Genomic DNA, 24,259 nt, shown 5'->3' on the forward strand with positions numbered 1-24,259 from the left:
CACCTCACTCAATTAAGACCTCAAACGTTCCTGTAACCAACTTTCTAAATCTACCAAACTATTAAAACTTAAAAATACCTTCACCAAATCCTCCACATCTGCCAAAGGTAAACTTTCTATCTGACTACTAATCTTTTCAGAAGCCTCTCCAAAACTTTGAGTTATTAACAGTTTTACTAGAGCGATAGTTTGATTAAGCCGTGCTTGTTCTTCTGCATAAGCTATCCGTCCTCTTTCATCTTGCATCGCTATCCCTCGGTTTTCTACTATCTCTAACTCCTCTGGACTCATATGAATAAAATTAGCAATATTTAAAGCTTGTTCTATTTCCGCAACCTCCCCTAAACTCTCTGGTATCTCATCAAAACTAGCCGCCTCTTTCAGGAAATAAATCCACTTATCTGTCAAACTCTTCAACTGTGACAAACTTTTTTTAAATTTCGGCAATTCCACAAAAATTAAACGCAATTCTTTTTCCAAGCATTTAAACTTTTTAGTTTCCTACTGAAACACAAATTTATTTATAAAATCATCAGTCTTTTTAAACAGAATAAAATCCGTAATTGTCAGAGCGATCGCCGGATTTAGTAGAGGATAATTCTCCCCTTTATCTAACTGGTTAGCATAAGCTTTAGCCAAATTGTAAGCCACCCGCTTATTAAAAGCAGTCATTCGTGCCACCTGCATTTCAATAATTACAATAGAACCATCAAATAGGACAGCTTTTATATCCAAAGTAGGGGCGAATGACCATTCGCCTCTACCGATAATTTGACCAGGATTAAAAGGATTGACAATTGTCAAAGATTCAATTGTTTTTTCTCCATCATAAATTATTGCATTCAGAAAACTGATTAAAATCTCTTTACTTTGCTGGGAACCAAAGATTTTTTTAAAAGCATAATCCACCTTGGGATTAATAAATTTCATAGTAGTATTTTTCCCTATGCAAATAATCAGAAACAAAGTCAAAAGTCAAAAGTCATATTTTATAGGCTCAAAACTTTGACCAAAAAATAAGGTCTCAAACCTCCCCTTGGCTGCGGCGCGAGCTACCGCTCTACAAGAAAGGGGATGAAAAAAAATCAAGTTCAATATTTCAAGCCTCTGACTTCAGGTACTGATAACTGATAACTGATAACTGATAACTGATAACTGATAACTGAAATGACGCTACAGTAATTTCCGGAAATTATTTCACGTCTAAAACCTTGAGTTATCAAAACCTTGACCAGAAAGATGGGGAGATCGAGAAAGATTTGACAATGACGCTTTAATGGAACATTTTTTGATACCAAATCCGAGTGGATTTGATATAATTAGGACTTACGCAGATACGCTATATATAGTACTAATAACTATTGTCCAATAGTTACTGGACTCTATACACAGTGTCTTTGCGTAAGTCCTGATAATATACTTTGATAACTCTATAATTACTTCAATATTCAATCTCCCCTACTCCATTTTAGATGTGTCGGTCCAATATAAGAGTTTTAGGGGACATCTTAACAAAGTCAGAAGTCAGAAGTTAACCCACCCCTAACCCCTCCTGGGAGGGGAAGTAGGGGATGCGTGAACAACTCTCCAAAAATATTGCACCTTAAAAGGCGGGGTTGCGGGGCCCATATTATTTTGATAAGTTTTGATTCTGATTGGACTTTTTGTTTGAGTTATTCTCTAGATTGTTCGGTGAAGTGAAAAATGCTGTGGTTAGTAATTGAACTAAATATTGTTATCTCAATTTTTTGTTTTTACCTAGCTTGGAAAATTTGGAGAGTTAGACAAATATTGCTACAAGTAGAACAAACTCTCAATTTGATAAATATTTGTACCAGTAAGGTACTTGATAAAACACCTGAATTTTTCCAACTTCACCAGCAGAAAATAAATCAACTACGACAACTATATAAACAACTGGATTTACAAGTTCAACAGGTTAAACAAATTATAGCCATGCTGTGGTTGCTCAGAACCATTTGGCATCGTTTCTGTAGAATTTGGCGCTAGTGTCGCTACGCGGAAGTCAAAACTCAAAAGTTAAAAGTATTGATTTGTAATTGTTTTTGGATTTTGTAACTGGTCTGTTATTTCCGCCATCCTGCACTAAATATATTGACACTCTCACCATCAAATCTTACCGTCAAATAAGAGCGATGATAATGGGAGTCCTCTTTCAAAAATTTAGATATGATTGATATTGACATCCTCCCGACACTGCTCTTAGGAGACAGCGCGGGATTCCCTGACATTACTGTTAGGGGCTTTCTGTTTCTTAGCACCCGCATAAACGAGATTTGCTCCCTTCAGGTCTTACGGTCGCTCCACAGACTGACACTGCGAGTCCCGCAGCCAAAATATTTATACTTGCGTTTATGTCGCGGTCATGGTGACTACTACATTCAGGACAATCCCACTCTCTAATATTTAGAGGTAATTTCTCCACTACATGACCACAATTAGAGCAACGCTTAGAACTAGGGAAATACCTGTCAATCTTAATTAATTGACGACCGTACCACTCTGCTTTGTATTCTAATTGCCTAACTAATTCTCCCCAGTTGGCATCACTACCCACCCCTCTTGCTCCCCTCCCGGGAGGGGATGGGGGTGGGTTATGATTCTTGACCATGTTTTTTACCGCTAAATCTTCCACTACAATCAATTGGTTTTCTTTGATTATTTGAGTGGTTAACTTATGGGTATAGTCTTCTCTTGAATCTTTAATCTTGGCGTGTATCCTAGCTACTTTCAGCCTGGCCTTTTGATAGTTATTAGACCCCTTGGTTTTTCTAGATAGATACTTCCCCGCTAACCTAAGTTTTTTGTGTAACTTGTTGAGGTTCTTTGGGTTGGCAATTTTTTCTCCATCACTGGTAGTAACTAAACTGGTAATTCCTAAATCAATTCCTATTTGTTTAGTTATTGGGTTCAGCTTTAAATCTCTAGGGTCATTGACCCTAAGGGACACTGACCATCTGTTACTGGGGTCAAGTTTTACGGTAATTGTACTTGGTATACAGTTTTGAGGTATTTGCCTACTCCATCTTATAGGCAATGGTTCAGCACATTTAGCGATCTGAGACTTGACCATCTTTCCACTTAAATGCGGACTTTGTAAATTCTGCACTACCACCATGACGCTTTTTCTTAAAGTTGGGATATTTGGCACGTCCACTAAAAAAGTTAGTGTTTGCGCAGCATTCCGCAGGAAAAGCTGTTTGTAGATGTCTTAAACCTTGCTGTAGTGGAACACTACTGACTTGTGTGAGGAAATCTAAATCTTCTTGTTTTTTCCAGTTCGTCAGCATAGCAGAAGTTTGCTTATACCCTACTCGCTCTTTATTTTCATACCAAGCTTGAGTTCTCGCAGCTAAAGCTTTATTGTAGATTAGGCGCACACAACCCAATGTTCTACGCAACAGGTTTTCCTGTTCTGGAGTAGGATAGAACCTAAACTTGTAAGCTTTTTCAACCATTTACTGCTTGCTAATTCTAGGTTTACATTCTAACATATTCTGTGTGAAACCGCAAAATTGATTGGCATTCCCATCCCTCCGCTCCCACAGGCCGGAGAGCGCGGGTATAAATGCCAACATTTAGATAAAGAAGTCTTCTAGAAATATATTTATATTAAGTATGTCAAACAAAAAATCTGGACTATTTATCAGTGGTCTACTGCTAGGTTCAGCCATAGGTACATTAACAGGCTTATTAATAGCTCCTAGAACGGGCAAAAAAACAAGACAGTTAGTGAAAAAATCTGCATCAGCTATTCCTCAACTTGTAACAGACTTGTCTACCAGTGTCAAATTTCAAACAGACCGTTTTTCAGGATCTACTACTAATTCTTGGGAAGAAACTTTAGAAAGACTAAGAGAGGCGATCGCTGCTGGATTAGAAGCTAGTCAAAAAGAGAAAGAAATGTTATCTCAACTAGAACCAAAAAACTCTGAAGTTTCAGTAGTTATAAACAGGGAAAATTAAAACAATAAGCTTTTTTAATCTTAAAATACTCTACAATAGCGCTTATTATTGCTAATATTATCCAGGAATAGGAAGTTATCATTCCCCTGTTTAGGCGAAATATTTGTGAACAACCCTTTGTTTTGGCTAGCATTGTCCCTTTTCCTGGTTGCATTGAGCCTCACTACTGTATTAATTGTCACCTTACCTACAATGTTGGCATTAGCAAGAGCTGCTCGTAGTCTAGAAAAGTTAGCTGACATCCTAGCTCGTGAACTACCACCTACTTTAGAAGCAATTCGTCTCACTGGCTTAGAAATTAGTGAGTTAACTGATGATGTTAACGATAGTGTACAAAGTGCTGGAGAAATTGTTAAGCAAGTTGATCAAAGTCTTGGTAATGTTCGCCAACAAACCAAGGAAGTTCAAACTACAACAAAAAGTATTTTTACTGGTATTAAGGTAGCCTGGAAAACATTTAATTTAAAACCAAAAACAAAAGAAAATACGGGGAGGCCATCAAAGCATTCTCTATCATCTTCTCATAAAAATGTCGCTCAAAGCCATCTCTACACAGATATTCCTCCTGCTTCTGCAACTGAGGATTCTACTTTAGATGATCAACCTTAGACAGGGAAATGTTTTTCCCCTGTTCCCTATTCCCTGTTCCCTGTTCCCTAGTTAAAAGTTATTAAGTCCCAAACTACTTACTATCATTGAACCAACTCCAGAATCTGTAAAGATTTCCTGTAAAAGTGTATGGGGAACTCGGCCATCAAGAATATGGGCAGCTCGAACTCCCTGAGCTAAACTCCGCACACAACAATTTACTTTCGGAATCATCCCACCAGATACAATTCCTTTTTCAATCAATTGTCTAGCTTCCTGGATATCTAACTTAACAATTAAACTATCTGGATTATGATAGTCTTCCAAAATTCCGGCTGTATCTGTAAGGAGAATCAACTTTTCTGCATCCATTGCAGCAGCAATTTCACCCGCAACAGTATCTGCATTAATATTGTAAGCTTGTCCTTTTTCATCTGCAGCTACACTAGATACTACGGGAATATAGCCATCATCAACTAGGGATTGTAAGATATCTATTTTGACGTTGCTGACTTCCCCAACAAAACCAATACCTTCTCTTCCTTCAGGACGTGCTTTTATTAAGTTCGCATCCTTGCCACACAAACCCACGGCACGACCACCAGCTTGATTTATTAAAGAAACAATTTCTTTATTAACTTTTCCCACTAATACCATCTCTACTACTTCCATTGTGGGCGCATCAGTAACTCGCAAACCATCCTTAAATTGTGGTTCAATTCCTAATTTGCCCAACCAAGAGTTAATTTCAGGGCCACCACCATGAACCACAATTGGACGTATACCCACACAAGATAGTAGTACAATGTCCCTAATTACTTTATCTTTGAGGTTACTATCTTTCATGGCCGCACCGCCATATTTGACGACTATTTTACGACCTGCAAATTTTTGAATGTAAGGTAGTGCTTCACTGAGTACTTTGACTCGGTTGATTTCTGGCTGATTTTCAAAATCTGTACTTTTTAGCATAGACAGCTACTTTTTTGAATTTATAATTTTAACAATATCAATATATAGTTTATTTCAATAGACATCTCCAAAAAAGAGGGAGTAGGGAGTAGGGAGTAGGGGGAAAGAATTGATAAATAAGAGTGTGATAATTGATTTAATTTTTTCTTATTGGAAATGTCTAATTTAAAACCTACTACTTAGTTATCTTAAGGTTTCCACAATTGACTGAGAGGAAAATAAATAACAGGAGCCCAAAGACTACTAATAACAGCAGAACCCAAAGCAATTTGTTTGTGGTGCACCCAAATTTCTCCAAAGGTTTGATTGCCCATTAATCCTAACTGAATTGCTATAAAAGTTTCTCCAATAATAGCCAGAATAAATGTTACTAAGGCTATGGAAATAAAATCTTCCTGAATAAAGCGTTGCTTCTGCAAAAATGCTGTTACAAATCCTGCAAAAACTAAAGGAATAATATGAGTGGGATAGGGTGCTGTGATGCTATCTTGAATTAATCCTAAAACTAAGCCGGCAACTAAAGCTTCTATAATTGAACTCTGGCTACTCCAAGCAACCACCCAAATTAATAACCAGTTAGGTCCTATGCCAAAAATCTCCATTCCTGGAATACGGGTGAACAATAATAATGCGCAAAGTAGTACAGAAGTAATAGTGATTAGTGATTTTAAAATAGTTTGCTGACGGATATTATACATTTGAATTAAGAAAGTAAATTTAATAATTTGAACGTTGTTGAGGAATAAGTTGATTGTTCAACGTTTAACTAACAGATTTTTTTTGGTTTTATGGGATTGGTAATATCAGTTATCAGTTATCAGTTATCAGTTATCAGTTATCAGTTATCAGTTATCAGTTATCAGTTATCAGTTATCAGTTATCAGTTATCAGTACCTTTGCAGTAATTGATACTATATACTTACTATAAAAATTATCTATAAAAGTTTTCCTGGTCTATATTTAAATTCAGCCTATTTTTCAATTTTTTATCAATAATTGAAAAGCTTTATTCCTATTTATTAATTTCTAGATATTTTATGCACAATTAAAGTAGTACAGCTTCTCTTGAGTAATAAATATAATAATCAAAAGCTTTTCACGTTTATTAAAAACAGACAAGAATACGGTGGATGAAAAAAGAATGTTACTAATAATAAGTGCGATTAAAAGACTTGACAGGAGATGTCCCTTTGACAAAAAAGATAATTTCCTAGCTCAAAACTGGTATTCAAGCCATTCATTCTGACTCCTGACTCCTGACTCCTGACTCCTAATAAAAAGCATAGTAATTTGTCGCAAACATTTATCACGCTTGGTATAACCAACTAACTTTAAGGTAGACAACTATAGGGCTACACAAATACACTTTTGACATTCTTCTGTTCCCTTACAACCCAAATTTACTGTCAAACGCCAAAATACTTAGTGCTATAAAGAAACATCAACACCAAAAAGAATTACTTGTCTGTTTCACCCTGTTTATTTTGATAAACAGTCACCCATTCCAAAGTATTAAGTGGTGCTGATAATTTAATCTGAGCTTGTGGAGCAGGACTATTATTCAAATTAATAGATTCAACTTTTCCAATAGCCAAACCTGCCGGGAATAATTGACTATAAGCAGAAGTAGATACAACATCACCAACCTTAACATCAGGAAGATCGTTAAAAAATTCTAAGACAGCCAGATCGCCACCCTGACCCTTCATAAAACCCATCTGACGACTGCGAATAATTCCTGCGCCAACTTTACTGGTAGGGTCACTCACTAATAATACCTGGCTAGTATGAGGTGTAACGCTAGTTATTCTACCTACTACACCACCAGTTCCCATCACAATAAAATCTTTTTGAATACCATCTTTACTACCTCTTCCTAGAGTTACTTTTTCCCACCAATAGTCTGCACTTCTACCCACTACTGGAGCTACTATTCCTTTTGTTTTTCTAGTTTTTGTATAATTCAAAAGTTGCTTGAGAGTATCATTTTGTTTCTCTAATTCTTGTAATTGAATTTCTAGTTCTTCTATACGAGCATTTACTAATACTTCTTGTTGAACAGGGCTAGGTTGAAATGGTAAACTAACCCAATGATAAATTTCAAAAAGTAAAGAACCTTGAGTTTGTCTAACCCAAAAAGCTGCACTTATTGCTACAATTAACAATGCAGCTTTTTTCATTATTTTTAAGCTTCGACGACGCAATGTTTGCATTGGTAAAACCTGAAAATTTGCTACTACTTTAAACTTTATTACTACTAATTTATATTCAAAACAGAAACTTCTGTATTCTGTATAAGGAGTCAGGAGTCAGGAGTCAGGAGTTAGGAGAAATAGGAATTTATAGAGGAGGTAGTCGGATATATTTGTCCCCTGATTTTTCTGCCCTTGTCTGCTCAAAATACTAAAATTCATGAGTTTCTGAGCAACCAAAAGTCTTGCACTTTTTTCGCTCCAAAAAGGCACTTGCTTTTATCTGTCAATGCTTTGATATTCGATCGGTAAGCCCTAACTAGCTAATATTTGATTATTGAAATCCCAATTAACTATGAGTTATTAGTAATCTTATTACTGAATCTCAAGATTTACTAATTCAAAGATACAGAGTTTTAAGGAAATAGGGAATAGGGAATAGGTAACAGGGAACAGGAAAAAGAGATTAAACTTGTATAGCAGTCGTAGGAAAGGTGAGGACATATTAAAAGCTTAAAATTCAGACAACGCCAGATTTTTGCTTCTTCCTTCTTCCTTCTTTCTTCTTTTTTTTCTTCTTTCTTTTGCTATACCTCACAATTATCAAAAGTTCTGTAAAATAATATATCCTTATGTTATTATCATCAGAACACTTTTAAGTAAGTTACTCAAATATAGCAGTAGCCACAAAAATTAGGAGTTATAAATAAAGACAAAACTAAGAAATACAAATAATTAACCTTCTAAATCCCTATAATTTTGCTATAAAATAGCAGAATTTTAGCTAGTAGAAGAGGGCGGGAATAACTAACCAGTTACAAAATCCTAAAAACCTTACTAAGTTAATACTTTTGACTTTTGACTTTTGACTTTTGACTTTTGACTTTTGACTTCCGCGTAGCGACACTAGCCGAATTTTAGCGAATTTGTCCACTAAAAACCCTTTCAAGTTGTTTAAAATTCTCCAAGACACGACCAGTACCCAATACTACGCAGGAAAGTGGATCTGCTGCAATATGAGTGACAATTCCAGTTTCATGACTAATTAAAGTATCTATCCCTTTCAATAAAGCACCACCACCAGCTAGCATAATACCTCTATCTATAATATCTGCTGCTAATTCAGGAGGAGTACGTTCCAAAGTTCGCTTAACTGCCTCTACAATTATTGATAGAGGTTCTGTCATACTTTCTCTAGTCTCTGCAGATTTAACAGTAACAGTTCTGGGCAAACCTGATAATAAATGTAAACCCCTAACTTCCATTGTTACCTCATTGTCATCCTGAGTCGGATAAGCTGAACCCAATTTAATCTTGATATCTTCAGCAGTCCGCTCCCCTATTACCAAGTTATGGACTTTTTTCATATACTGAGTAATAGCATCATTCAATTCATCTCCAGCTACACGGACAGACTCACTTAAAACTGTACCTTGTAAACTTAAAACAGCAACTTCTGTAGTCCCCCCGCCAATGTCCACAATCATATTACCTGTGGGTTCAGCCATAGGCAACCCGGCACCAATAGCAGCAGCAACCGGTTCATCAATTAACCGTACCTCTCTCGCACCAGCATGAGCCGCAGCTTCCATTACAGCTCTTCTTTCTACACCAGTTACTCCACTCGGAATGCCAATTACAATTCTTGGAGATACCAAGGTTTTCCCTTCATGAACTTTTCTAATAAAATGCTTTAGCATTAATTCTGCTGTATCAAAATCAGCAATGACCCCATCCCGTAAAGGTCTGACCGCAATTACATTAGCTGGAGTTCGGCCCAGCATCCTTTTCGCTTCTTCCCCTACTGCTATAGAAGTTTTTTGCTCCTGGTCAATAGCTACCACAGATGGTTCTTGAAGAACAATACCTTTACCAGATATATATACAAGGGTATTTGCAGTACCCAAGTCAATTCCAATGTCCCTAGACAAAGAAAAACGATTTATCCAACCCACTGACTTTTGACCCCCAAAATTCAATCTTAAGTTTGTGTAATAATTTATCAATAAATATAGCTGAGGTTTTCTATTCTGTTTTTTCCCCTCAGTCTATCAGGACTATACAAGAATTGATGCAAGCAAATTTAACTGTCCCTGATTTTATAGTGCTACATGATAAGGACAGAATCCGGAGGATGTGTTAGATTAGATCGGTTGTTGAATAATATGAAAAAACTTATTCTTGTCCTCATTGGGACATAGTAATAGACCGCGACTTAAATGTCGCGATAAATATCAAAAATAGGGTGGCAGGGACCAGACTTCCTTAGAGCTTCATGGCTCCCGACGGGATACCGGAGTTCATTAATTGATAATTGATAATTGATAATTACCTCTGGTTTTAACCGCTACGGAATTGAATATAAGGAAATATTATTTCTTTTCTCTTGGTCTCATGGATATGGCGAGGAGACCTAGCCATCCCTCGACCGCTTTTTTCCCCTTAAAAGGGTCGGCTTTAAACCAGAATTATTTAATTATTAATTATTAATTATTCGGTAAGAAACGAGAAGCCCACAATATAGCGTCAGCTTAGTGTGGGAGATGTCACTCTTTTTGAGATACTCTTGTAGATAATCAGGCTGGAATTTAATTTTTAATATATTTTTGTATGAGTCTAAATATTGTTACTTTGGTTGGCAGGGCTGGTGGAGACCCTAATGTTAAATATTTTGAGTCTGGTAGTGTGGTTTGTAATTTAACTTTGGCAGTAAATCGTCGTTCTAGCAAGACTGACCAACCAGACTGGTTCAATTTAGAAATTTGGGATAGAACTGGAGAAATTGCTGCTGACTATGTTCGTAAAGGTAGTTTGATAGGAGTAAAAGGTTCTCTCAAGTTTGATTACTGGCAAGACCGTAATACAGGGGCCAATCGCTCTAAACCAGTAATTAGAGTATACCAACTAGAATTATTAGGCTCTAAACGTGATGATGCACAAAGTTACGATGAGTTTTAATTTGACAGGTTTTTGAGTTAGGAGTAGGGGAGTATTCAATAATTAATAATAGGACTTATATTACGCAGATACGCTATATATAGCGCTCAAAACTATTGTCCAATAGTACTTTGACTCTATAAATAGTGCCTTTGCCTAAGTCCTGAATAATTAATAATTAATTATTAATTATTACCTCTCCTTTAAAACGGATAAGATTGACTCAAAGGAAAATTTTTATTTTTATCTCCTTAGAGGTTGTCTGAGAAGTCCCATTTGCTACATCCAAGCCCCCACGCATCCCCCACGCATTGGGGGACTTTTAGAAGCAAATTGACTTTTCCCCCAAGGTTGGCTTGCTCGGTGGGCAAAATTCAGCATCAAAAACTTTTCAGATATCCTCTTAAAAAAGGAAGCTTTCAACCACAATTTTTCGGTAAATATCAGAATAATTAATATTAGCTGGAGTACTAATTATCAAAAATGCGACCCTGCTTGTGTTAGTTAATTAATAATTGAAGCGCTACTTAAGTTAAGCATTAATGCATGGTAATTGATATTAGGAGTAGGGGATAGCCAAAAGACAAGTTGCCCCCCTTGAGCAAACTCCAATTTTACCGAAAAATTAAGGTTTAAAGTCTCTCCTTTCAGGGATAAAAAAAGGAAACAAGTTCTCTTGAATCAATCCTCTTTTTAAGAAGAGGTAATTATTAATTATTAATTATTAATTATTAATTATTTCCCTACTCCCCAGATGTCTACTATGAGTGAGTCTACTCTAGAGGAAATTCTTAAATTAGCTATTCAGAAAGCTGAAGCTGTAGAAATTTACTATTTATCTACTCAGGAAACACCAATAAAATTTGAAAACAATTGTTTAAAGTCTCTACAAACTAAGGCTCAACAAGGAGTAGCTCTCAGATTAATTTATCAAGGTAGATTAGGTTTTGCTAGTTCTACAGATTTGACTAGAATTGAAGATTTAGTTGCAGCAGCAATTCACACAGCAAAAGTTAGTGATATTGCACAATTTCAATTTGCTTCTTCATACAATTTTAATTACCCAGAATTAGAGTGCAATTTACCTAAAGTTAATGAATTAATTAGCTCTGGTCAAGAAATTCTTGAAAAGATTCATGATTATAACCCCGATATTCTAGTCAATATAGACTTTAACATTCAGAACAAAAAATATTAAAATTTTGACTAATACTGATGTTTTTGCTCAAAGGTTTAATCGGTTAGTTAATGTTAATATTTCCGGTAACTTAGTTCGGAATGAAGACTTTCTCCAAATATCTACTTCAGATATCATAAGCGAGCTACCCTTAGATATCAATAAACTACTAGAAAAATTAATCCAAAAATATCAATGGGCAGAAAATTCAGCTAAGATTACTACTGGAAATTTTCCCGTATTTTTTACTCCCACAGCAGTAGGAAAGGCGATCGCTAGATTATTTAAAACTGTTTTATCTGGACAGCTTGTCGTACAAAAAGCTTCCCCTCTTACCCATAAAGTGGGAGAAACTATGTTCGACCCCCGCTTTACTCTCTTTGAAGACCCAAATATAGGGCCTGATGCTTGTTCCTTTGATGATGAAGGTATCCCAACTACGGTCAAGACTTTTATAGAAGCAGGCACTTTGAAAAGTTTCTATTGGGACCAACAATGGGCAGCTCGTGGTGGATGCAAGTCCACTGGCAATGGTTTCCGAGATGGACTATCTCAACCAACTCCTAGTTTAGTAAATTTGAGTATTAGTCCTGGGAAAGCTTCTGAAAAAGAATTGATTAGTAATATAAAAGAAGGTTTAATAGTGGACCGGGTATTAGGAGGGGGTCAATCTAATCAATTAGCAGGAGAATTTTCTGTCAATTTAGATTTAGGTTATAAGGTAGAAAAAGGTGAAATAACGGGTAGAGTTAAGAATACAATGGTGGCAGGTAATGTTTTTGAAGCATTTCAAAATTTGGTAGATATAGGCAATTTTCCTGAATTAGTTGGTAATAGTTATTATTTGCCATGTATTGTATTTCAAAATTTAGGTGTAGCAACAAGGGAGGTTTAGGTATGAAAGTGCTTAAGGTTATTTTGATTAGTTTTTTGGCAGTTTTACTACTGAATGGATGCGTTAAATATGAAGTGGGAATAAATTTTGAGAGCCAAAACCATGGTGAAATTGTACAACATATTAAATTAGCAGATGAGTTAAATAATTTTAGTGGGAAGATAGTTTCTGAATGGTTAAAAAGTATAGAAACTAGAGTTGATAAATTACAAGGAAAAACACAAAAAATATCTGCTCAAGAAATTTTAGTTACAGTTCCTTTTAATAATGGTGCTGAATTAGAAGAAAAATTTAATCGTTTTTTCAACCTATAGATACACAAGAATCTGACAATTATTCTGCGGATATTACAGCAGATTTACCTAAATTAGAATCTCATATTAAAGTAAGTCAAAAGAATTTATTTTTAGCACTGCGGAATAAATTGAGCATTGATTTAGATTTGCAGTTATCTACATCTAGTAGCAAAGTTATAGTTAATCCAAGTGAGTTATTAGATTTAGAGTTTCAATTAACTACACCTTGGGGTTTTAGCAATATTGAAGCAACTGAAAATGAGACAATAACTTATCTAAGCGATCGAGAAATTGTCTGGAAATTCAATCCAGGAGAATTAAACTCATTAGATGTGGTTTTTTGGGTTCCTAGTCCTATAGGAATAGGTACCATATTAATTGGTTTATTTGTTTATTTAGGTATAGCTTTAAAATATCAAGTACTCCCTGCTTTAGGAATTATTAAAAATAGATTAATTAACATTTATTTTTATACTATTTATGGCCTAATTTTTGAAGATTAAAAAATTAAGCTACTGCATCAAAAGTATAAAATATATGTAAGCATTTCCTACATAATGGGCAAAAAGCTATTATCAGTCAGATAGCTTACTGGGTCGGAACTACATTAACAGCAATTAATAATAAATAATTACTTCTAAGGTTTGGGAAAGATACTTTGACCGAATAATTAATAATTAATAATTATTAATTAAATAATTCGTAAGCATTCAGCCGTCAGCTAGCCTCCTGTGGTCGGAACTGCGAACTTCAGCTAGCCTCCTATGGTCGGAACTGCGAACTTCAGCTATTAATTTTGGGGAAGGTAAAAATAATTGAGAAATGAGACAGAATAAAAGTTACTGTTAAAGTCCCCTTCCTAAATCTTAGAAGGTAAGCATTTCCTCCGGAATGCTGCGCAAACAGCCGTCAGCTATCAGCTAGCCTCCTCCGGAGGAACTGCGGACTTCAGCTATTGCTTTTCGTGTAGCTTTAAAGCTGTATTAATTGAGCTAGAATTAATCTTACTACAAAAGTTTTTAAAGCCTATATTCATTTAAACTATGTCCTTAAAAGCAGGGTCTTATTGCGCTCGATCTGACTACTAATAGCTGTTAGCTCCGCATTCCGCAGGAAATACTTACGAAAATATAGTATAAGTTAAACGAATTTTTACTTCATTCTTTAAAAAGCTGACAGCTGACCGCTAATAGCTGTTAGCTCCGCATTCCGCAGGAAATGCTTACCTTAGAAGTAATGAATAATTAGGGTTTGCTGATAGCTGACTGCTAATCGCTGTTAGCTCCGCATTCCGCAGGAAATGCTTACAATAATTCAGCTTACTCAGCCTCCCCTTTCAAGGGGAAAAAAGCGGTCGATGGATGGATTGGTTTCCTAACCATATCCAATCGACCAACAGAAGAAATAATATTTCCTTATATTTAATCAAGAATGGTTTTAACCAGAGGTAATTATCCATTATCTATTATTAATTAATGAAAGTAACTTTTTATTCTCTATAAATTTCAAAGATTGCTTTTACCGAAAAATTCTGGTATGAAACCTCCCCTTTTAAGGGGATAAAAAAAGATAATATTCGCCAAGGTCAAGCCTCCTTATTGCAGAGGTACTGATAACTTAAATGACCTTCCCCAAAATTAATAGCTGAAGTCCGCAGTTCCTCTGCAAGAGGCTAGCTAATAACTGACGGCTTTTTGCTTACAAATATATTGTTGTCAATCCATACTTTATCTGGTATAAATTAAGTATCGGTAGTTGTCAAAATAAATCAAAACAAAAATAATGAGACCGATTAATTTTTTGCTGATTTTTTAGTTTGTTTAGCATTGGTTATATTCAGTTTACAGAATACCCAATTAACTACAATCAAACTTATTCAAGGTATTGAATTTGAAGCACCTTTATCTGTAGAACTTGTAATTGCTACAGGGTTAGGAGCTATTTTGGCATGGGTATTTAACTTGTGGTCAAGAGTGCAACGTACCATCACAACTTTCGGAGAAATGCGAGAAATTCGTAGCAGAAATAAACGCATTAAAGAATTAGAAAAAGATATGGAACGCTATCAAGAAGAACTGATTCAAAGAGCTAGTTTACCTGCAGCAGAAACTGTATCTGAAACAGGGAAATCTGCTGAAGCAGAAGCTTCTAAATAAAATCATAATTAGTTAAGCTAGCAGAAATATCGCCTGAGATAGATCGAAATGTTCTTCTATATAGATATTTAAAGATTTATGACCGAAAGCAAATAATGTAATTAATAATGAATAATTAATAACTCAAAGGCAAATATTTCATTATTAATTGCTAATTGTTAATTGTTAATTGTTAATTGTAGAGGTGGGGTATCCCTTGTTAGCTCAGTCAATGTCTACATAGTAGAGTCGCTGAGAAGTCCACATTTGATTCTTGTAATCTAGTGTGGGAGTATGTCACTTACTCTAAATAGGGCTTGCTGAATAAATCTCAAAGCATTTACAGGTAAAGGTTTTAGACTTTTTAGGTCTGAAATACCTTGGTTTTCAGCCCTTCATGCTCATGCATGGAGCGTATTTTGGGCGAGAGTTGGGCAAAAAAATACTCCCGTACGGACGTTCCATGCAACGTCCCTACCCTACTCCCCTACTCCCCTCCTGGGAGGGAGGGGCGAGGGTGGGTCCCCTACTCCTGAAAAAGACTTTTTCAGCAAACCCTAAATAGTCCTGCGCTTACTAGAAAGCGCGAATTCTTAGGTTAAGAAATTTCTAAGTTAATCTGAGAATTATTTATATAAAAGTATAGGAAAAAACTACAGACATGACAGTTGGAGTTCCTCAAGTTTCAGAAACCGTTTCAGAAGGAATTGCTTTACTCACAAACTTAGCAGAAAAGGGAGAAATTAATCCTTGGGATGTTCAAGTAATTGACGTAATAGACCGCTACTTAAGCAAACTAACTCCTGAGTCAAATATTTCTGCAAATGATGACTTTACAAATTTGTCTCAGTCAGGTCAAGCATTTTTATACGCATCTATATTAGTATGGCTAAAAGCAGACCACTTAGCTAATTCAGAATCATCTGAAACAAATTCAGAAATATCTGAAGAAGTCCAAATTCCAGAAGCAGAAACTTTTGAAACACCAAAAACACCACTGAAATTAGAACAACAATTGCGTCGTCGTGCTGTTGCTCCTTCTCAGCGCAAACGTCGAGTCACCCTTCAAGAATTAATCGACCAGTTACAACTAATCAAATCTACTATAGAAGATAGAAAAGCACGTCCCCGGACTCGCAAAACTAGCTCAAAAGCAAGAGAGCAAGCAGCTAGAGCAATTGCAGAGTTAGCCCACCAGGAAAATTTAGTAGATACAGCTAGTGACCTAGAAAAGTTACTATTAGAAGAATTACCAAATTATAGTGAAGGTTGTCTGGAATTCGATCGCCTTTTGGAATTGTGGTCCTCAGTATTACAGTCCAAAGCTGAAAATGAACATACTCATGTCCAAGTCAATCATGATCGAGTAGGTGTATTTTGGGCATTACTACTCCTTTCTGCTCAGTCTAAAGTTGAGTTATCTCAAGAAGAATTTTATCAAGATATTAGAATCCGTACTATATCATCTACTTCTGAGGGGCGATCGGTTTTAGAGAATAATTGTTAATGCCTTCTTTACTAAAACTCAAAATTTGGAACTTTAATTTATATCTGAAAGCTGAAAATTAGAAAACATCCAAGAAAAATTATTTATCCGATATTTATACATATCACCTAGAAAAATGTGTCCAGTAGTTCAATGTTTAGCCAAAATATAAACAAAATATTGGTAAATCAAAACTTATCGATCTACCTTTAAATAGGAAAATTGAAATATTCTCATTTTGCTTTTCTCTCTGTTAATCTGAGATTTTAACGGAGTGAACTGTGTTAGCTGAGAACACAGATATAAGTATTTTAGTATTTTTGGCATTTTTAAGGTGGAGGAAACCAAAATGAAAGCCATGATTCTGGCCGCAGGTAAGGGAACTCGTGTTCGTCCAATTACTTATCGTATTCCTAAACCAATGATTCCTATTCTGCAAAAACCAGTAATGGAATTTTTGGTAGAGTTGCTTCGTCAACATGGTGTTGACCAAATTATGGTCAATGTTAGCCATTTAGCAAAGGAAATAGAGGACTATTTTCGTGATGGTCAAAAGTTTGGGGTAGATATTGCTTATTCTTTTGAAGGACGAATTGAGGATGGAAACTTGATTGGGGAAGCACTGGGTTCTGCTGGTGGTATGAAGCGAATTCAAGACTTTTATCCTTACTTTGATGATACTTTTATAGTCCTTTGTGGTGATGCTTTGATAGATTTGGATTTGACCGCAGCGCTTAAATGGCACAAAGAAAAAGGATCGATGGCTACCGTGATTATGAAATCTATTCCTCGCGAACTGGTTTCTAGTTATGGTGTTGTAGTGACAGATGAAGCAGGGCGAATTCAATCTTTTCAAGAGAAGCCAAAAGTTGAAGAAGCTCTTAGTACTGATATTAATACTGGTATTTATATTTTTGAGCCAAAAGTGCTTGATTATATTCCGTCTGGTATGGAATTTGATATTGGTAGTCAGTTATTTCCCAAGTTGGTGGAGATAGGAGCGCCGTTTTATGGTGTGGCAATGGATTTTGAATGGGTGGATATTGGAAAAGTTCCAGACTACTGGCGAGCAATTAGTGATGTACTTATGGGGCAAGTGAAAAATGTTTCTATCCCTGGTAAGGAAGTCTTTCCAGGAATTTATACTGGCTTAAATGTGGCAGTCAACTGGGATCAGGTTGATATCGAAGGACCTGTTTATATTGGTGGTATGACTAGGATTGAGGATGGGGCAAAAATTGTTGGACCTACTATGATTGGTCCCAACTGCTGGATTTGTAGTGGTGCTACTGTTGATAGCAGTGTAATTTTTGAGTATTCTCGTTTAGGTCCTGGAGCTCGTTTGATTGATAAGTTAGTATTTGGTCGCTATTGTGTGGATAAGACTGGAGCTTCAATTGATCTTCAAGCTGCTGCTCTTGATTGGCTAATTACTGATACTCGTCATCCTTTCCCTTGCGATCCTCCTGCTGAACATGAAACTATTAAGGATATTTTGCAGGAAAATGGCGGTTAACTTGTATTGAACAAGGAAGGGTTGTTAACGAAGTCAGAAGTCAGAAGTCAGAAGCGGTGCGACCCCGCGACGACGCCAGCTCGCTTGCGGTCGGACCCCGCGACGACGCCAGCTCGCTTGCGGAACGCCGACCAAGAGAGGGAATGCGCACCAAGAGAGTCAGAAGTTTTTTTGTAACGGGGATTAGAGCAATGCTCCAAAAATATTTCGCCTTAAAAGACGGGGTTGCGCGACCCAATTATGTTGATAAATTTTTTGAGGGTGTGTCGTCTTTTCTATAGATAGATGAGAATTCTAGGAATTGACATCCTCCCGACGTTGCGCATGGCGCGACAACACGGGACTCCTAAACCTCGCGGCTCAGGACTTTCTGCTTCCTCTTGACAGAGGAGCTGCGCTAACGTAGCACCTGCCTCCGAGGCCAAACCTCTTTCTGGTCTTACGGTCGCTCCACAGACTGACACTGCTAGCCCAGCAGCCTAATTCTGTTTAGAATAGCATACCCTTGTAAAAACCGCAAGATTGATTGGTTTTTCCTCCGGAATGCTACGCAAACATCCCGACGCTCCCCTTCGGGAGAGCGCGGGTCTTCAACCAACGTTGAAATAAGAGTTATTAATTTGTTGAGTTGATACTTTAGAAATTAGCAGAATATAGTTTATATCCACTATAGTATATGAGCAATATTTTCCTGGCTGCACAATGTTTGCAGAGTATTGTATCAGTAAAGTCACTACCGAATTATTCACAAAGAAGTGGCAATTTCTAAGGTATTTAAACTGTGAAAACAATTAAAAACCTAATTCTCAAAAATTTTATGAGAGGAGATAATAGTGAATTAGATGGTTTAGCAACTGTTTGCTATTATCAGCAAAAATAAGTAAGTTCCTTCATTAAATTTTCTACAGTTTATAGTAGAAGGAAAAAGGAAATTCTGAAGGAATAGGTTGGGTTGAGGAATCTGAAACCGTTTAACACTTCGTTCTACAAGGGCCTACATTTTTCGGTTGAACTTCCTACTTTTTCAGCAAACCCTAATTAGGACTTGCTGATTAAATCTAAAAGCACCCTTTTGATAAAGGTTTTATATCATGTCCGGTAGCATCGGTATTGTATAGCTAAAGTAAGGAAGACCGAAGTTGGAAGAAGGAAGAAGAAAGAAGGAAAAACCTTAAATATGGTAGATATTACCCTAGCTTTTATAGCCCTAGACATTAAGGTGTTTGACATGAATAGAAGCAGCAAACCCAAATGTATTTCCCTGTTGCCTATTGTTTTCCGGAACTGTTGCCTTGCCCCTATACACGCTCCTATACTAACGGACATGATATAGTAAGCATTTCCTCCGGAATGCTCCGCAAACAGCCGTCAGCTAGCCTCCTATGGTCAGAACTGCGGACTTCAGCTAGCCTCCTGTGGTCGGAACTGCGGACTTCAGCTATTGCTTTTCCTGTGGCTTTAAAGCTGTATTAATTGAGCTAGAATTAATCTTACTACAAAAGTTGTTAAAGTCTATATTCATTTAAACTATGTCCTTAAAAGCAGGGTCTTATTGCGCTCGAGCTGACTACTAATAGCTGTTAGCTCCGCATTCCGCAGGAAATACTTACGAAAATATAGTATAAGTTAAACGAATTTTTACTTCATTCTTTAAAAAGCTGACAGCTGACCGCTAATAGCTGAATGCTTACATGATATAAGCATTTAAAGGAGTGAAAAAAATGCCTGGTATCACGTTGAAAACCCTGAAAAACTTAGCATAAAAGTCAGGAGGGATAGCAGAAAAATTAAGGGAAAAATATATCCAACTATCTCTTAAATTAGGGCTTGCTGATTAAATCTAAAAGTACTCTTTTGATAAAGGTAAGCGCCTTTTTAGGTTGAAAAAAGTGTCTAGTTTTTAGTTGAAAACCCTCAAAAACTTAGCATAAAAGGCAGGGGGGATAGCAGAAAAATTACAATCGACAAATATATCCGACTATCTCCTAATTAATTCCTCGTTTCTCCTAACTACTCCCCCGCTCCCCTACTCCCCTACTCCCCTACTCCCCTACTCCCCTACTCCCCTACTCCCCCGCTCCCCCGCTCCCCGCTCCCCTACTCCTGAAAAAGACTTTTTCAGCAAACCCTAATTACTTAAATAAGTGTAACTGCTGAGACTATTTTCATAATTTTGTAGTAGCATTCTTGACTCTTTAATGGTAATTTTTTCTTCTTGTAAAGCTTGCTCAGTTTGACGACGAATACTTTCTACTAAACCATCAGAATTATACTGAACATAATTTAATACTTCTGTCATTGTGTCGCCTTTAACAACGTGTTCGATTTTGTAACCTGAAGGGGTTAATTTAATATGCAAAACATTAACATCACCAAATAGGTTATGTAGATTACCCATTATTTCTTGATAAGCACCTCCAAGAAACATTGCTAGATAGTAAGGTTGAAAATTAGAAGCAATTTCTTTTGAGTAATTTTCTAATGTTTGACTGGCGAAATCTTCAGAATATTTCTCGCTAACTTGAGTTTGAAGAGGATGTAATTCTAATAGTGACTTGACATCTCGTAGATCGATAAATTGCTCTATTTTTCCATCACTATCGCAGGTAAGGTCAGCTAATATAGCTTTTTCTGTAGGTTCTTCATCTAACCTATGAATAGGCATAATTGGAAATAATTGATTAATCGCCCAACTATCAGGAGCAGATTGAAAAACAGAAAGATTAATGTAATAAATAGATGCCATGATTTTTTCTAGTTCTTCTAAATCATCTGGAATATATTCAGAGCCTTTTAATATCTCTTGAATTTTCCGAAAACATCCCCAGTAAAGTTGTTCTACTTTGGCGCGATCGCTAATACTCAGATATCCAAAATTAAATAGGCTAATAGATTCTTCTTTGAATTGAATTGCATCGTGATATGCTTCCTGGTAATTATTTTTGTTAATAGATTGATAAGTTTCGTAGAGGTTTTGTAGAATTAAATGCTCGTCTTTTTCAACAACTTCCGGTTCTTCTTTTGGAACTTGACTAACTCCTAAAACATCAAAAATTAGAACTGATTGATGAGATGCAACAGCTCTGCCACTTTCACTAACTAATATAGGTGGTAATATATTTTTCTCTTCACAAGCTTCTTTTACTTCTGCCACAATATCATTGGCATAGTTCTGCATATCATAGTTTTTGGAAGCATAAAACTTACTTTTTGAGCCATCATAATCAACAGCTAAACCACCACCGACATCTAAGTATTTCATATTAGCTCCTAGTTGAGCTAATTCTACATAAATTTGACTTGCTTCTCTAATAGCATCTTTAATTACACTAATTGAAGAAATTTGAGAACCGATATGAAAATGTAAGAGCTGCAAAGAATCTAAAATATCTGCATTTTTTAACTGATTAACAACTTGAATTATTTCTGGAATACCAAGACCAAATTTAGCGCGATCGCCTGTAGTTCCTGCCCAACGACCGATACCTTTAGTGCTGAGTTTTACTCGAACTCCTACTGCGGGTTTAATATTTAGTTTTCGACTAGCTTCTATTACTAACTGCACTTCTTCTAGTTGTTCTATCACAATTATTGTTTTCTTTCCTAACCCTTGAGCTAGCATTGCTGTCTCAATATATTCTCGGTCTTTATAGCCATTACAAATTATTAGTGCATCTGTCGTATTCAAGGTAGCTATAGCAATTAACAATTCTGGTTTTGAACCTGCTTCTAAACCAAATTTATGAGGCTTACCAAATTCAACAATTTCTTCTACTAATTGACGATTTTGATTACATTTGACTGGAAATACACCACGATAAATATTTTGATATTTATAACGAGCGATCGCCTTAGAAAAACAAGCATTTAAACGTTCAATTCTATCTTCGAGAATATCGGAAAATCTAATAATTAAAGGTAATCCTATATTTCTTTGTTGAATAGATTCAATCAGTTCAAATAGGTCTATTGAACCTCCTAGATCGCCTTTAGGAGAAACTGTAATATGACCGGCAGAATTAATTGAGAAATAAGGATTACCCCATCCTTGAATTCTATATAATTTCTCACTATCTTCAATAGTCCATACTTTTTTTTGTTCAGGGTTTATCCGCTCAATTTCTGTTTTAGAAGTATTAGTTAATGATGTGTTATTTGAAATATCAGAAGTATTTTGATTTATAGTTGACTGTAAATCCATGAAGTGTTTTACTTTTAATATACTAAGATTGGAATAATTGTAACTTAATTACTGGTAAATTCGGATAATTAAGCATTAACGCTAGGTGTAGTAGCAAAAAACTATAGCACAACACTATAGGTAGTGTTTGCTCTCATACAATCCATTTAAAAAGAGATGGGGAGATAGGGAGGTGGAGAGTATTTTTCAACCTTTTTTCCCTTATGTCTTCCCTCCACTTTCTAACTGCTGACTCCTGTTTGCGGAGCATAACCTAGGAAATTCTGACTCCTGGCAAAAAAACTGAATCGCCGATCAAGATACTATCAGGGTTCTATAATTAAGTGCCCCAGTCATTTCAGTTATCAGTTATCAGTTATCAGTTATCAGTACCTCTACCTGTTTGCGCAGCATTCCCCAGGAAAGTATTGGGATTGAAATATTGAACTTGATTTTCTCTTGGTCGATTGGATATGGCGAGGGGACCTCGCCATCCCTCGACCGCTTTTTTATCCCCTTGTAGAGCGGTAGCTCGCGGCGCAGCCAAGGGGAGGCTATTGACCTTATTTTTTGGTCAAGAATTAAATCTTCAACCGAAAAATTTTTTGCCACACAAATATTCAGGGGGAAAGCGTCAAATCAGGTTAATCTGTATTGTGTATTCAGAAAATTTTTGAGGAGTATCAGTTTGGAACGCAGCTTCATAGCTATTAAACCCGATGGGGTCCAAAGAGGACTTGTAGCCGAGATTATTGGTCGCTTTGAAAAAAAAGGTTTTACCCTAGTAGGTCTGAAAATGATGATGGTCAGTCGTGAACTAGCTGAACAGCATTATGATGTTCACCGGGAAAAACCGTTTTTTAATGGATTAGTAGAATTTATTATCTCTAGTCCAGTAATAGCAATGGTTTGGGAAGGTGAAGGAGTTGTTGCGTCTGCGAGAAAAATTATTGGGGCAACTAATCCTCTAAACTCTGAGCCTGGTACAATTAGGGGTGATTATGGAATTAGTATTGGCCGTAACTTGATACATGGCTCTGACGCAATTGAGACTGCTCAAAGGGAAATTAGTCTCTGGTTTAAAGAGGAAGAATTAGCCACATGGGAGCCAAGTCTGACTAAGTGGATTGTTGAATAAACAGAATAGAGAAGATTTTTCTTATCTAGAATTTTTGTTAGTTAGCTCTCTAAATCAGGGAGCTAATGACGAACAATTACCACTTACCGAATATTAATAATAGTTTAACTAAATTCTATATTCTTGAATATTATTTTTTGTAAACTTCTGTTGACTTATATTAAGATTTTTACGAGATGTTTAAGACAAGAGCAAACCCCACATCATAAATAAATACATCAAACGGGTAGTATCGAAGAAGAAGAAAAATTAGTGTTTGTTTCAAGTTGTGAATTTGCCAATTGCGGGTAAAATATGGAAAATTAACTGCAAAGTACAAATACAAACATTAGGAGTTTTGAACTATGCCTCTATCTGATACTCAAGTATTAGTTGCTCTAGTAATTGCTCTCATCCCAGGAATCTTAGCATTCCGACTCTCAACTGAGCTTTACAAATAAAATCTCGGTCAATTATCAAAACCTAAATTTGTCCTAACAGTTGCTTCTCAGGATACAGTCAAATTTTTGCTTTTTAGCAAGCCCTAAGTATGATTGAGAAATTACTATGTTAAAAACTGTTGGGACAAATTTTTTATCTAAATGGAATAGGAATCCTCAAAAAATGTCTTTGCTGTGAAAATTAAAGGTCATTGCAGTTATCAGTTACAGGAGTTTCCGAAGCTATGAGGTACAGTTGTTTTGATTCTTTTCTGTTCCCTGTTTCCTCAGACCTAAAGTTTTGTACCTTATAACAACGGGAAACGCTATATCAGTTATCA

General features: G+C 36.2%; 20 protein-coding genes and 2 pseudogenes. 14 read left to right on the plus strand and 8 right to left on the minus strand.

Features of this window, described 5'->3' with window-relative positions; translation table 11 throughout:
- Window positions 1-12: 12 nt before the first annotated feature.
- Together SAGCYANO_RS49475 and SAGCYANO_RS27365 are read right to left on the minus strand one after the other, a co-directional pair.
- Complete coding sequence (locus tag SAGCYANO_RS49475; RefSeq protein ID WP_307785979.1) at window positions 13-246, minus strand: DUF4351 domain-containing protein; 234 nt, start codon at window positions 244-246, stop codon at window positions 13-15.
- Window positions 226-930: pseudogene (locus SAGCYANO_RS27365) on the minus strand (Rpn family recombination-promoting nuclease/putative transposase); the annotation flags it as partial. The pseudogene SAGCYANO_RS27365 and the gene SAGCYANO_RS49475, both read right to left, overlap by 21 nt.
- Before the next feature lie 774 nt (window positions 931-1,704).
- Here SAGCYANO_RS27365 and SAGCYANO_RS27375 point away from each other — a divergent pair.
- Window positions 1,705-2,010, plus strand: coding sequence for a hypothetical protein (locus tag SAGCYANO_RS27375; RefSeq protein WP_202222964.1), 306 nt, complete (start codon window positions 1,705-1,707; stop codon window positions 2,008-2,010).
- Window positions 2,011-2,223: 213 nt separating this feature from the next.
- Here SAGCYANO_RS27375 and SAGCYANO_RS27380 read toward each other — a convergent pair.
- Window positions 2,224-3,479 (minus strand): annotated as a pseudogene (locus SAGCYANO_RS27380) (RNA-guided endonuclease InsQ/TnpB family protein).
- Between the two features lie 160 nt (window positions 3,480-3,639).
- Here SAGCYANO_RS27380 and SAGCYANO_RS27385 point away from each other — a divergent pair.
- On the plus strand, window positions 3,640-3,987 hold the full coding sequence (locus SAGCYANO_RS27385; protein ID WP_202222965.1) for a YtxH domain-containing protein: 348 nt from the start codon (window positions 3,640-3,642) through the stop codon (window positions 3,985-3,987).
- A 117-nt stretch (window positions 3,988-4,104) separates the two neighbouring features.
- On the plus strand, window positions 4,105-4,596 hold the full coding sequence (locus tag SAGCYANO_RS27390; RefSeq protein WP_375340003.1) for a DUF948 domain-containing protein: 492 nt from the start codon (window positions 4,105-4,107) through the stop codon (window positions 4,594-4,596).
- Window positions 4,597-4,647: 51 nt separating this feature from the next.
- Here the strand turns inward: SAGCYANO_RS27390 and argB are convergent, their stop codons facing one another.
- From argB to SAGCYANO_RS27410, 4 genes are all read right to left on the minus strand, one after another.
- Entirely contained in the window at window positions 4,648-5,547 is a 900-nt protein-coding gene (gene argB, locus SAGCYANO_RS27395) for an acetylglutamate kinase (protein WP_202222967.1), read from the minus strand.
- A gap of 188 nt (window positions 5,548-5,735) precedes the next feature.
- Window positions 5,736-6,245, minus strand: coding sequence for a rod shape-determining protein MreD (gene mreD / locus SAGCYANO_RS27400; RefSeq protein WP_202222968.1), 510 nt, complete (start codon window positions 6,243-6,245; stop codon window positions 5,736-5,738).
- A gap of 759 nt (window positions 6,246-7,004) precedes the next feature.
- A complete protein-coding gene (gene mreC, locus SAGCYANO_RS27405; protein ID WP_202222969.1) occupies window positions 7,005-7,760 on the minus strand; it encodes a rod shape-determining protein MreC in 756 nt (251 codons plus the stop codon).
- Between the two features lie 896 nt (window positions 7,761-8,656).
- Window positions 8,657-9,658, minus strand: a complete 1,002-nt coding sequence (locus tag SAGCYANO_RS27410; RefSeq protein WP_305081057.1) for a rod shape-determining protein — start codon at window positions 9,656-9,658, stop codon at window positions 8,657-8,659.
- A 691-nt stretch (window positions 9,659-10,349) separates the two neighbouring features.
- Here SAGCYANO_RS27410 and SAGCYANO_RS27415 point away from each other — a divergent pair.
- The 9 genes from SAGCYANO_RS27415 to SAGCYANO_RS27445 all read left to right on the plus strand — a co-directional run bounded on the left by SAGCYANO_RS27415 (window position 10,350) and on the right by SAGCYANO_RS27445 (window position 18,358).
- On the plus strand, window positions 10,350-10,697 hold the full coding sequence (locus SAGCYANO_RS27415; protein WP_202222970.1) for a single-stranded DNA-binding protein: 348 nt from the start codon (window positions 10,350-10,352) through the stop codon (window positions 10,695-10,697).
- Window positions 10,698-11,439: 742 nt separating this feature from the next.
- Window positions 11,440-11,874, plus strand: coding sequence for a PmbA/TldA family metallopeptidase (locus SAGCYANO_RS45745; RefSeq protein ID WP_237396744.1), 435 nt, complete (start codon window positions 11,440-11,442; stop codon window positions 11,872-11,874).
- Window positions 11,875-11,878: 4 nt separating this feature from the next.
- Window positions 11,879-12,748, plus strand: coding sequence for a metallopeptidase TldD-related protein (locus SAGCYANO_RS27420; protein ID WP_237396745.1), 870 nt, complete (start codon window positions 11,879-11,881; stop codon window positions 12,746-12,748).
- Window positions 12,749-12,750: 2 nt separating this feature from the next.
- Complete coding sequence (locus tag SAGCYANO_RS48125) at window positions 12,751-13,062, plus strand: DUF3153 domain-containing protein (protein ID WP_255502727.1); 312 nt, start codon at window positions 12,751-12,753, stop codon at window positions 13,060-13,062.
- Window positions 13,063-13,127: 65 nt separating this feature from the next.
- Complete coding sequence (locus SAGCYANO_RS48130) at window positions 13,128-13,547, plus strand: DUF3153 domain-containing protein (protein WP_255502735.1); 420 nt, start codon at window positions 13,128-13,130, stop codon at window positions 13,545-13,547.
- Between the two features lie 1,323 nt (window positions 13,548-14,870).
- The gene (locus SAGCYANO_RS27430) at window positions 14,871-15,200 is read left to right on the plus strand and encodes a LapA family protein (protein WP_237396746.1); all 330 of its coding nucleotides are present in this window, start codon (window positions 14,871-14,873) and stop codon (window positions 15,198-15,200) included.
- Window positions 15,201-15,840: 640 nt separating this feature from the next.
- Complete coding sequence (locus tag SAGCYANO_RS27435) at window positions 15,841-16,686, plus strand: segregation/condensation protein A (protein WP_202222971.1); 846 nt, start codon at window positions 15,841-15,843, stop codon at window positions 16,684-16,686.
- Window positions 16,687-17,014: 328 nt separating this feature from the next.
- Window positions 17,015-18,181, plus strand: a complete 1,167-nt coding sequence (locus SAGCYANO_RS27440; RefSeq protein ID WP_202222972.1) for a sugar phosphate nucleotidyltransferase — start codon at window positions 17,015-17,017, stop codon at window positions 18,179-18,181.
- Window positions 18,182-18,187: 6 nt separating this feature from the next.
- Complete coding sequence (locus tag SAGCYANO_RS27445; RefSeq protein WP_202222973.1) at window positions 18,188-18,358, plus strand: hypothetical protein; 171 nt, start codon at window positions 18,188-18,190, stop codon at window positions 18,356-18,358.
- Between the two features lie 1,951 nt (window positions 18,359-20,309).
- On the opposite strand, the gene speA is transcribed toward SAGCYANO_RS27445, so the two are convergent.
- Complete coding sequence (gene speA, locus SAGCYANO_RS27455) at window positions 20,310-22,382, minus strand: biosynthetic arginine decarboxylase (protein WP_202222975.1); 2,073 nt, start codon at window positions 22,380-22,382, stop codon at window positions 20,310-20,312.
- 667 nt (window positions 22,383-23,049) lie between these two features.
- On the opposite strand from speA, the gene ndk reads away from it, so the two are divergent.
- The gene (gene ndk / locus SAGCYANO_RS27460) at window positions 23,050-23,499 is read left to right on the plus strand and encodes a nucleoside-diphosphate kinase (protein WP_202222976.1); all 450 of its coding nucleotides are present in this window, start codon (window positions 23,050-23,052) and stop codon (window positions 23,497-23,499) included.
- Window positions 23,500-23,843: 344 nt separating this feature from the next.
- Window positions 23,844-23,939 carry a photosystem I reaction center subunit XII gene (psaM, locus tag SAGCYANO_RS27465; protein WP_071525264.1) on the plus strand — a complete coding sequence of 32 codons (96 nt, stop codon included), beginning with the start codon at window positions 23,844-23,846 and terminating at the stop codon, window positions 23,937-23,939.
- Window positions 23,940-24,259 lie beyond the last annotated feature (320 nt).

It is taken from the genome of Okeania sp. KiyG1, from assembly GCF_014132355.1.
Lineage (GTDB): Bacteria > Cyanobacteriota > Cyanobacteriia > Cyanobacteriales > Microcoleaceae > Okeania.

Coding starts and splice junctions, on each gene's coding strand:
- SAGCYANO_RS49475 (WP_307785979.1), bottom strand. CDS start 246: ATGCAAGATGAAAGAGGACGGATAGCTTATGCAGAAGAACAAGCACGG.
- SAGCYANO_RS27375 (WP_202222964.1), top strand. CDS start 1,705: ATGCTGTGGTTAGTAATTGAACTAAATATTGTTATCTCAATTTTTTGT.
- SAGCYANO_RS27385 (WP_202222965.1), top strand. CDS start 3,640: ATGTCAAACAAAAAATCTGGACTATTTATCAGTGGTCTACTGCTAGGT.
- argB (WP_202222967.1), bottom strand. CDS start 5,547: ATGCTAAAAAGTACAGATTTTGAAAATCAGCCAGAAATCAACCGAGTC.
- mreD (WP_202222968.1), bottom strand. CDS start 6,245: ATGTATAATATCCGTCAGCAAACTATTTTAAAATCACTAATCACTATT.
- mreC (WP_202222969.1), bottom strand. CDS start 7,760: ATGCAAACATTGCGTCGTCGAAGCTTAAAAATAATGAAAAAAGCTGCA.
- SAGCYANO_RS27415 (WP_202222970.1), top strand. CDS start 10,350: ATGAGTCTAAATATTGTTACTTTGGTTGGCAGGGCTGGTGGAGACCCT.
- SAGCYANO_RS45745 (WP_237396744.1), top strand. CDS start 11,440: ATGAGTGAGTCTACTCTAGAGGAAATTCTTAAATTAGCTATTCAGAAA.
- SAGCYANO_RS48125 (WP_255502727.1), top strand. CDS start 12,751: ATGAAAGTGCTTAAGGTTATTTTGATTAGTTTTTTGGCAGTTTTACTA.
- SAGCYANO_RS27435 (WP_202222971.1), top strand. CDS start 15,841: ATGACAGTTGGAGTTCCTCAAGTTTCAGAAACCGTTTCAGAAGGAATT.
- SAGCYANO_RS27440 (WP_202222972.1), top strand. CDS start 17,015: ATGAAAGCCATGATTCTGGCCGCAGGTAAGGGAACTCGTGTTCGTCCA.
- speA (WP_202222975.1), bottom strand. CDS start 22,382: ATGGATTTACAGTCAACTATAAATCAAAATACTTCTGATATTTCAAAT.
- psaM (WP_071525264.1), top strand. CDS start 23,844: ATGCCTCTATCTGATACTCAAGTATTAGTTGCTCTAGTAATTGCTCTC.